Source organism: Cumulibacter manganitolerans (assembly GCF_009602465.1).
Taxonomy (GTDB): domain Bacteria; phylum Actinomycetota; class Actinomycetes; order Mycobacteriales; family Antricoccaceae; genus Cumulibacter; species Cumulibacter manganitolerans.
Window position 1 is genome coordinate 1 of record NZ_WBKP01000086.1, and the last position, 9,063, is coordinate 9,063.

7 protein-coding genes are annotated in these 9,063 nt (G+C 73.8%); 1 reads left to right on the forward strand and 6 read right to left on the reverse strand.

Features of this window, described 5'->3' with window-relative positions:
• Nucleotides 1-501 precede the first annotated feature (501 nt).
• A complete protein-coding gene (locus tag F8A92_RS17735) occupies nt 502-1,035 on the forward strand; it encodes a GNAT family N-acetyltransferase (protein WP_153506511.1) in 534 nt (177 codons plus the stop codon).
• Between the two features lie 60 nt (nt 1,036-1,095).
• Here F8A92_RS17735 and F8A92_RS17740 read toward each other — a convergent pair whose 3' ends face one another.
• The 6 genes from F8A92_RS17740 to F8A92_RS18725 form a co-directional block, all read right to left on the reverse strand.
• Nucleotides 1,096-1,710: an NUDIX domain-containing protein gene (locus F8A92_RS17740; RefSeq protein WP_153506512.1), complete on the reverse strand. Its 615-nt coding sequence runs from the start codon at nt 1,708-1,710 to the stop codon at nt 1,096-1,098.
• Nucleotides 1,710-3,383 (reverse strand): CTP synthase, encoded by a 1,674-nt coding sequence (locus F8A92_RS17745; protein ID WP_153506513.1) that lies wholly within the window; start codon nt 3,381-3,383, stop codon nt 1,710-1,712. Before F8A92_RS17745 ends, F8A92_RS17740 begins: the two co-directional genes overlap by 1 nt.
• Nucleotides 3,384-3,494: 111 nt before the next feature.
• The gene (locus F8A92_RS17750) at nt 3,495-5,678 is read right to left on the reverse strand and encodes a hypothetical protein (RefSeq protein ID WP_153506514.1); all 2,184 of its coding nucleotides are present in this window, start codon (nt 5,676-5,678) and stop codon (nt 3,495-3,497) included.
• Nucleotides 5,675-6,790, reverse strand: a complete 1,116-nt coding sequence (locus F8A92_RS17755) for a glycosyltransferase family 4 protein (protein ID WP_153506515.1) — start codon at nt 6,788-6,790, stop codon at nt 5,675-5,677. Before F8A92_RS17755 ends, F8A92_RS17750 begins: the two co-directional genes overlap by 4 nt.
• Complete coding sequence (murJ, locus tag F8A92_RS17760) at nt 6,787-8,424, reverse strand: murein biosynthesis integral membrane protein MurJ (protein ID WP_153506516.1); 1,638 nt, start codon at nt 8,422-8,424, stop codon at nt 6,787-6,789. Before murJ ends, F8A92_RS17755 begins: the two co-directional genes overlap by 4 nt.
• A partial coding sequence (locus F8A92_RS18725; RefSeq protein ID WP_194291574.1) for a hypothetical protein occupies nt 8,421-9,063 on the reverse strand: 643 nt, incomplete at its 5' end. The genes murJ and F8A92_RS18725, both read right to left, overlap by 4 nt.

Consider the following 9,063-nt stretch of genomic DNA (forward strand, 5'->3'; position numbering starts at 1 on the left):
ATCACCCACGCCCGCCGCCACCACCCGGCCAGCCCGGCCACACCGACAGGCCAGCCGCCCCTCGTGAAACATCGAGGCTAGGCGAAGGCGACGTCGAGACACGGTGCGGCGACGATGTCGGCTTGCGGCGTCTCGACGTCGCTCGTTCCTCGCTCGCTCGACGACCGGTGAGAGGCGTCGCGACCGTTCGACCGGTGAGCGTTGAGCGGCGACGACCGTGGAGAGGCGTCGCGACCGTTCGACCGATGAGCATTGAGCGGCGACGACCGTGGAGAGGCGTCGCGACCGTTCGACCGGTGAGCGTTGAGCGGCGACGACCGTGGAGAGGCGTCGCGACCGTTCGACGGCTCGACGACCCGTGAGCGTCGAGCCTTAACGACCGCGGAGGGGCCTCGACGACCGTGGAGAGGCCCCCGATTCTGGGTCCGCGAAGCCGCTCGGCGGGTCGGCGGTAGGAAAATCGGGTTGACGAGGCCGCGGCGGCGCGTGGACGATTCGGCGGTGCTGATCCGACGCGAGGCCCCCGACGACATCGACCCCATCCGGGCGGTCACCGCCGCGGCGTTCCGCGGGGCGCAGCACAGCGCGCCGCCGGTCGAGCCGGGCGGCGACCCCGGCGAGGCGACCCTCGTCGGCTGGCTGCGGGCCGATCCCGGATGGATCCCCGAGCTATCGCTCGTCGCGATCGAGGACGACGCGGTGGTCGGGCACGTGGTCGCGACCCGTGCACACGTCGACGGACGGCCGGCCCTGGGGCTCGGCCCGGTGAGCGTGCTGCCCGGCTGGCAGCGCGCCGGCGTCGGCTCGGCGCTGATGCACGCGGTGCTCGGTGCTGCCGACGCGCTGCACGAGCCGCTCGTCGGGTTGCTCGGCGAACCGGGCTACTACCGCCGGTTCGGCTTCGTCCCCGCCCGTTCGGTCGACGTCCTCGCCCCGAACGAGGCATGGGGCGACTACTTCCAGGTGCGGACGCTGTCCGACTACGCCGGCCAGGTGGGCCGCTTCTCCTACGCGGCGCCCTTCGAGCGCTTCTGATCTACCCGCTTCTGTTACAGCGAACGCGCTCAGCGGGTCCGCGGTAACAACATCGGGGTGTTACGCGGGCCAGGGGGCGGTGGCGGGGCGCAGCAGCGACGGGTCCTCGACGGCGCGCGATGCGGCCAGCAGGCCCGCGACGGCGAGCGAGTTGATGATCGTCCCGTCGTGCACGGCCCGCACGCAGTCCGCGAGCGGCACCCGGCGCACGATCAGGTCCGCCTCCTCGTTCTCGCGGACGAAGCCGTCGGGCACGGGGGCGTCGTGCAGGTCGCGGGCGAGGTAGACCCGCACCCGCTCCTCGCAGAAGCCGGCCGCGCTCACCAGGTCGACGAGGGTGTCCCACCGCTCGGCGCGCAGCCCGACCTCCTCGGCGAGCTCGCGCTGCGCGGCCTCGACGGCGTGCTCACCGTCGACGTCGAGGATCCCCGCGGGCAGCTCCCACAGGAACCGCCGCACGGCGGGCCGGTACTGCTCGATCAGGACGACGCCGCCGTCCTCGTCGAGCGCGACGACGCCGACCGCGCCGCCGTGCGTCACGACGTCCCGGCGCGCGGTGCTGCCATCGGGGAACCGGACGTGGTCCTCGCGGACGCCGAGGATCCGGCCGGCGTACCGGGTGTCCGAGCGCTCCACGACGTACCCGTCGGAGGGGCGCTGCTCGAGGGTGGCCATCAGGACACCGGCAGCTTCGCCGAGTCCTGGTACTGCAGCGCCGCGCCGATGAACCCGGCGAACAGCGGGTGCGCCTTGGTCGGGCGCGACTTGAGCTCGGGATGCGCCTGGGTGCCGACGAAGAACGGGTGGACGTCGGCCGGCAGCTCGCAGAACTCGACCAGCCGCCCGTCGGGCGAGGTGCCGGTGAACTGCAGGCCGGCCTTCTCGATCTGCTCCCGGAAGGCGTTGTTCACCTCGTAGCGGTGCCGGTGCCGCTCGTGCGCGACCTCCGAGCCGTAGGCCCGCGCGACGACGGATCCCTTGCGCAGCACGGCTTCGTACGAGCCGAGCCGCATCGTGCCGCCCATGTCGCGCTCGCCGGCGACGACGTCCTCCTGGTCGGCCATCGTCGCGACGACGGGGTACGGCGAGTCGGGGTCGAACTCCGCCGAGTTGGCGCCCTCGAGACCCGCGAGGTTGCGCGCCGACTCGATCACCATGCACTGCAGGCCCAGGCAGATGCCCAGGGTCGGGATGCCGTGGGTGCGCGTGTAGCGGATCGCGCCCAGCTTCCCCTCGATGCCGCGGATGCCGAAGCCGCCGGGGATCAGCACCCCGTCGACGTTCGCCAGCGCGCGGGCGGCGCCGTGCTCGGTCTCGCAGTCGTCGGAGGGCACCCAGCGGATCGCGACCTTCGCGCGGTGCGCGAACCCGCCGGCGCGCAGCGCCTCGCTGACCGACAGGTAGGCGTCGGGCAGGTCGACGTACTTGCCGACCAGAGCGATGGTGACCGTCTCGCTCGGGTTGTGCACCCGGTCGAGCAGGTCGCCCCACACGGTCCAGTCGACGTCGCGGAACGGCAGACCCAGCCGGCGTACGACGTACGCGTCCAGGCCCTCGGAGTGCAGCACGCGCGGGATGTCGTAGATGCTCGGCGCGTCGACGGCGGCGACGACCGCCTCGGTCTCGACGTCGCACATGAGCGCGATCTTGGACTTCAACGGCTGCGGGACCTCGCGGTCGCAGCGCACGACGATGGCGTCGGGCTGGATGCCGATGCTGCGCAGCTGCGCGACCGAGTGCTGGGTCGGCTTGGTCTTCAGCTCGCCGGACGGCGCCATGTAGGGCACCAGCGAGACGTGCAGGAAGAAGCAGTTGTCGCGGCCGACCTCGTGCCGCACCTGGCGGGCCGCCTCGAGGAACGGCAGCGACTCGATGTCGCCGACGGTGCCGCCGATCTCGGTGATGACGACGTCGATGAACTCGCCGTCGGGATCGCTGTCGGCCATGCCGAGCATGCGGTCCTTGATCTCGTTGGTGATGTGCGGGATGACCTGGACGGTGTCGCCGAGGTACTCGCCGCGGCGCTCCTTGGCGATCACGTTCGAGTAGACCTGGCCGGTGGTCACGTTGGCGAACCCGCTGAGGTTGACGTCCAGGAACCGCTCGTAGTGGCCGACGTCGAGGTCGGTCTCCGCGCCGTCCTCGGTGACGAACACCTCGCCGTGCTGGAACGGGTTCATGGTGCCCGGGTCGACGTTGAGGTACGGGTCGAGCTTCTGCATCGTCACGCGCAGCCCGCGTGCCTTCAGCAGCGCGCCGAGGCTGCTGGCCGTCAGGCCCTTGCCCAGCGACGACACGACACCGCCGGTCACGAAGACATGCTTGGTGTGGCGGGTGGATGGGACCATGTGGCGACGCTCCTGACGCGGGCTGAAACGTCGACTCTGCGGCGCTTCCGGGCCCGTCGGGCGGCGAAAAAACGAATCCCGCAGGTCAACGACCTACGGGATTTCACCTTATCAGGTGCCGTGCTGCTCAGGAACGTCGGGGACGGCCGCGCGGTCGTCGGCCTCGAGCGGGCGCGGCGCACCGAGGGCCCCGAGCGCCGGAGGCACCACCACGGCGAGCGCCGCCGCGGTCACCGCGATCCCCGAGTCGTTGACCGCGAAGCCGACCACCGCCATCACGAGCACCGCGACCACCGCCGCCCCGGCGTACGGCGCGCGCTCCTCGACGAACCGCCGTCCGGCCGACGCGCGATCGCGCCACTGCCACACGATGACCGCGACCAGCACGAGGGCCAGCACCGTCAGCACGCTGCCGGTGAGCACCTTGAGGTTGGCCGAGAGCTTGCGCTGGATGATCGTGGCGGCGGTGCCGTTGAGGATCTGCCCGACGAACCGGCCGAGGTGGGTCTGGTCCTGCACCGGCCGCAGGTAGTCGGCGACCGCGATGGCCATCACCAGGACGGCGCCGGCGCCGAAGATCAGCAGCAGCCGGGCCTTGGACAGCCGCGTCCCGGTGACCACCACCCACAGCAGCAGCAGCGCCGGTACGAGCGAGACGACACCCCCGAAGTCGGCGCCCGCGCCCGGCGCGCCGTCCATCGCCACCAGCGCCAGTCCGCCGGCCGCGACGAGGACGGTGGTGCGCCGCCTCGTCGGGGCGAGTGCGCAGGCCGCGGCCAGCAGCACCAGTCCCGCGGCGGCGAACATCGCGAAGGTGATGTTGCCGAACCCGGTGAACCGGCCGGCGACGATCGCGTCGTAGCCCAGCGGGCTGTTGAACTGCAGGTACGAACCGGTCAGCACGTCCGCGGCAAGGACGCCGAAGGTGACCACGCAGGCGGCGAGCAGCGGACCGGCGGGATGCCGCCGCCATGGACCGGCCAGGCAGGCCACGCTCAGCAGCACCCAGCCGACGGCGATCGAGGCGATGATCGCCACCGAGGGCCGGCCGGCCGACCACCACGGCACCAGGTTGGCCACCAGGCTGGCGGCCGGCAGCAGCGCGACGACGGTGCCGGCAGCACGGCCCACCCTGCCCGGGGCCCGGCGCCGCCACAACAGGTACGCCAGGCCGAGGGTGACCAGCACCGTCAGCCACGTCATGAGCGTGAAGAACTTCCCCGACATCCAGACGTGCGCCGAGGCGGCGATCGAGGCGGTGCGGAACGCGGCGACCTGGTCGCGCAGCGACAGGTCGCGCGGCTGGCCGTGCACGACCTGCCCGGTCATGCTGGTGGGCGCGTCCTTGCCGAGGATGCTCAGGATCGACGGCGCCACGTCGATGAGCTGCGCGTACCCCGCTCGCGAGGTGCTCGGCGAGCTCAGCAGCGTCCCGTCGAGCCCGGGGGCCGACACGATCAGCGCGTGCAGCTTGGCGCGCTTGTACTCCGGCTGCGAGATGCCGGCGACGACGACCGCGGCGTGCTGCGCCCGTGCCGCCGTGACGATCTCGGAGATGGCGGTGTCGAGGGCCTGCAGCTGCACCTCGGAGCGGTCCATCGCGTGGCTGGTGGCGATCAGCGTCAGCGGGCAGCCGCTGATCCGGGTCTGCCAGTCGGCGCTGGTCGCGGCCCGGCCGGCCACCCGCACGTCGGCGTCCTTCGCGCCGACCGCGAGGATCGGCGCATCGCCGACCACGGTCGTGCACTGCACCGCCGCGCCGAGCGCCCCGGGCTTCGCGCCGAAGCTCAGCGACTCGTTCTCGGTGATGGCGGGCGTCAGCTTGCTGCCCTGCACCGTCGGCAGCACGCCGCGCTGCTCGAGGCATCCGGCGGTCGCCTGCGTCTGGCGCTGCTCCTCGGGGGTCTGCGGCTTGCGCGGCGGCAGCGTCGCGGACTCGCCGGGCAGCGGATCGTCCGGCTCCGGCGGCAGCTCGTCCTCCGGGATGGTCGCCGGGTAGCGCGCCCGGTTGCCGGCACCGAGCGTCAGCCAGCCGTCCCACGGGCAGGTCACCGAGCGGGCGGCGCGGGTCGTGAGCAGCCCGACGCCGCTGTGCTCCGCGAGCTGCCACAGGTGCGGCATGGTCACCGGCGAGATGACCTCCCAGTCGAGGGAGGGCACGCCCACCACGACGACCTTGTCGGCGCGTTCTGCGGCGGCGTACGACGGCGTGCTCGCGGTCCGCACGCCGGCGATCACGACGGCCAGCGCGCTCAGCACGAGCAGCGCGGCGAAGATCCGGTTGCCGGTCCTCAACGGCCGCGGCCCAGCAGCTCGACGTAGACGTCGGTCAGCGCGTGGGCGGTGTCGTCCTCGGTCGGGAAGCCCTCGGCGCGTCGGGCGCCGGCCTCGGCGAGGGCCGCGCGCCGCGCGGGATCGTCGAGGAGCTCGCGCACGGCGCGCGCCAGCGCCGGCGCGTCGTCGACCGGGATGCGGTACGCCGCATCGCCGACCAGCTCGCCCATGCCGCCGCCCGTGGTGGTCACCAGCGCCACGCCGGCCCGCATGGCCTCCTGGGCGACCAGGGACCGCGCCTCCCACCGCGACGGCAGCAGCACGAGGTCGGCCGCGCCGAGCAGGTCCGCGACGTCGCGGCGCCGGCCGAGCAGCCGGATCCGGACGCCGGACGCGTCGATGTCGCGGCGCAGCGCGTCCTCGAGCGGCCCGTCGCCCGCGATCAGCACCTCGGGGCGCGCCGGGTGGTCCTTCCACAGCGCCGCCGCGCGCACGAGGGTGTCGTAGCCCTTCTGCGGGTGCAGCCGGCCGACGCACAGCAGCAGCGGGCGGTCGGCGGGCACGCCGAGCTCCTCGCGCATCTCGGCGCGGGAGCGGGTCGGCGCGGGCAGCGGCGGCGCCGCGACCTCCCGGAACAGCACGTATCGGGCGCCGCACTCGCGCGCGCGGTCGGCCAGGTCGGGCGAGGCGCCGATGACCACGTCCGCGCTCTTGGCCACGAACCGCTCCAGCGCGGCGTACGCCGCCCGCAGCACCGCCGAGGTGGTGTCGACGGCGTTGTGCAGCGTGACGACCAGCGGGGTGCGGCGCCCGAGGTTGGCGGCCGCGGCGACCGTGGCGGCGCGTAGCCCGTGCGCGTGGATGAGATCGCTGTCGCGCGTGGCGGCGCGCAGCCGGCGCGCGGCAGCGGCGTCCTCGACGGGGCGCGGGCCGCCGGCGATCTCGACCGGGGCGAACCGGGCGCCGGAGGCGCAGAAGTCGAACAGGTCCTGGGTGGCCTGCGGCCCGACGACCCGCAGGTCGGCCCCGGCGTCCACGAGATGGCCGGACAGGCCCCGCACGTGGGTGCCGACGCCGCCGGTGGACGTCGCCAGCACCTCGGTGATCGTGCGGCCCTGCAACGGCTTGCTCACGTGACCTCCTCGGGTTGCGGCGTACGCCGCCGGACGGTGCGCAGCGCGTCGCGCAGGTGGGTGCCGGGCATGACGAGCAGAACGGCCCCGGCGACGGCCGCCGCAACGGCACCGCGAAGGATACCGGCTCCCAGCGCCGTCAGTATTCCGCTGGTGGCGTCGACCTGCAGTGAGCCCGGCAGCGGGAGCGCGTGGACGAGGTAGCCGACGGCGATGCCGACCACCGTCGCCGCGGCGAACGACACCACGACGCGGACGCGGGAGCCCTCCGTCGCGCGGGCGGTCAGCACCACCAGCGTCACACCGAGCACGGTCACGCCGAGCGCGTTCGCCCAGCTCATCGCCGCCACCCGCTCGGCGGGCGCCCACGCCGCGGACAGCGCGAACGCCGCGCCGATCGCGACCGCCCAGCCGAGCGCCGCCGCGACCGCGTTCTGGCGTGCCTTGCCGAGCGCGAAGAGGGCCCGGGAGTGCAGCGCGAAAGCGCCGTAGCCGACCAGCCCGGCGCTGAACCCGATGATGCCGTGCGTGAGCGAGTCCACCGAGGGCTCGCCCGGGGACCGGCTGACGAACACGACCGCGACCTCGCTCGCGGCCGCGATGAGCGCCGCGGTGGCGATCCCGGACAGTGCGGTGATCGCGACGTGCGCGCCGGACAGCGACGCGGTGAGCTCCCGCATCCGCCCGGCGGACGCCGCCTCAGCGAGCCGCGGGAACACCGAGGTCGCGATCGGGACGGCCAGCACCGCCCACGGCAGCAGGTAGATGGTCTGGGCGTACACGAACACGTTGATCGCGCCGCGCGGGACGGCGCCCTGGTTGGCCAGCACGAGGGTGACCGCGATGAACAGCTGCTGGGCGACCAGCCCGGCGATGCCGGAGGCGACCATGGCCCCGGCGCGGCGCGCCTGCCCGGGCGGGAAGGCGAAGGTGGGCCGCAGCCGCACCGGCGTCCGGCGCAGCGGCACCAGCAGGCTGCAGCTGAGGGCGACGACGCCGAGCGTCGTGCCGACGGACAGGATGAGCTGGTCGGAGGTGCGCACCGTCCCGAGGTCGGCGCCGCGGCCGGCGACGACCGCGAACAGCAGGTAGGTGGCCACCACCACGACGGAGGACAGCAGCGGCGCGATCGCCGGGCCGCCGAACCGCTTGTACGCCTGCAGGACGCCGGTCAGCACGATGCCGACGCCGTACAGCGCCACCTGCGGCGCGAAGATCCGCAGCATCGACGCGCCCGCCGCCACGGCCTGCTCGCACGGCGCGTCCTGCAGGATCGCGACGGTCAGTGGCCGCGCCAGCAGCGCGATGAGCAGCGAGACCGGCACCAGAACCGCGATCGTCCAGGTCATCAGCGCGGACGCCGTGCGGGACGCGCCCCCGACGTCGCCCTTGGCGACGTAGGTAGAGATCAGCGGGACGACGACGCTGGCCAGTGCCCCGCCGGCGACGATCTCGAAGACGATGTTCGGGATGGTGTTGGTGCTCTGGTAGGTCTGGCCCAGGCAGGTCTGGCCGACCGTGTTCGAGAAGACGATGTTGCGGGCGAACCCGACGATGCGCGCCAGGACGGTCAGGACCGCGATGAGCGCCGCCGCCTTAGCGACGGTCTGCCCGGCTCGCCGCGCGGCAGTCATCGGCGTCGCCCGAGGGCGTCCACCTCTCGCAGCACCGGCGTCGACTCGATCACCTTCGTGAAGCTGACCTTCTCGCTGGCGAGGGTGAGCGCGGTGAGCGCGGCCAGGACGCCGGCGCGCCACGCCGGTCCCCCGGCGACCGCGAGCCGCAGGCCGAGCAGGGCGCCGATCGCGTTGGCGCCGCCGTCGCCGAGCATGGTGCGCTCGGCGAGATCGTCGGGCAGCAGCCCCGCCGCGGCGCCGAGCGGCCCGGCGACCAGGCTGCCTGAGGGGCCGCCGAGCAGTGGCGCGCCGAGCCCGAGGGCCGCCTTCAGCGCCCGTCCGGGGCGCAGGTCGAGCAGGTTGAACAGGTTGGCGGTCCCGGCGATGACTCCCCCGGCGACGACGCGGTCCAGCGGGCGCCCGGTGACGGCGCCGGCTGCGGCGATGCCGGTCAGCCCCACGCCGCCGATCTTCACCAGCCCGGCGGTCACGCGGCCCTGGCGCAGCGCGCCGAGGTGCCCGCGGAATCCCTTGTCGGCCTTCTGGTCGGGGCGCTGCCCGACGATGTCGTCGTAGACGCCGACCGCTCCGGAGGCCAGCGCCGACCCGGCGGCCGCCGCGCGCAGCCCCACGGGGGCGCCGAGCGCCGCGGTGACC

Excerpts from the sequence above, each read along its gene's own strand:
- F8A92_RS17740 (WP_153506512.1), bottom strand. The coding sequence starts at position 1,710 with ATGGCCACCCTCGAGCAGCGCCCCTCCGACGGGTACGTCGTGGAGCGC.
- murJ (WP_153506516.1), bottom strand. The coding sequence starts at position 8,424 with ATGACTGCCGCGCGGCGAGCCGGGCAGACCGTCGCTAAGGCGGCGGCG.
- F8A92_RS17745 (WP_153506513.1), bottom strand. The coding sequence starts at position 3,383 with ATGGTCCCATCCACCCGCCACACCAAGCATGTCTTCGTGACCGGCGGT.